The sequence below is a fragment of the Cobetia sp. SIMBA_158 genome (assembly GCF_046566945.1).
In the GTDB taxonomy this organism is placed as follows: Bacteria; Pseudomonadota; Gammaproteobacteria; order Pseudomonadales; family Halomonadaceae; genus Cobetia; species Cobetia amphilecti.
Genome location: NZ_JAWJYL010000505.1, coordinates 1 through 264, shown reverse-complemented (window position 1 = coordinate 264; position 264 = coordinate 1). Strand labels below are relative to the sequence as shown.

Annotated in this window: 1 pseudogene; it reads right to left on the bottom strand. The window is 42.4% G+C overall.

The features are described 5' to 3' along the window. Positions 1-264, bottom strand: a pseudogene (locus R2R70_RS20860) (putative pyridoxal-dependent aspartate 1-decarboxylase); the annotation flags it as partial.

Here is a 264-nt window from a genome sequence, read left to right as displayed (position 1 = left end):
AATCAACCGATTTCCCTAATGAATAATGACCACGTTCTGAAATTAATACCGCTAAGCCTTTGTATCCATAATGCAGCATACCAGCCACTAGCCCTTGGGCTGCAATACCGGTAAATTCACCATCGGCTTTTAACAAACGATTTCGAGCAATCCAAAGCGCAGTAATGTTTGCAACCGTGCCACCAGAGCAAAATGCACCTAATGAAGTTTTAGCGCTGTGCATCCATTTAGAGTAGAACGCATCATTTTGGCCATAGACTAAAT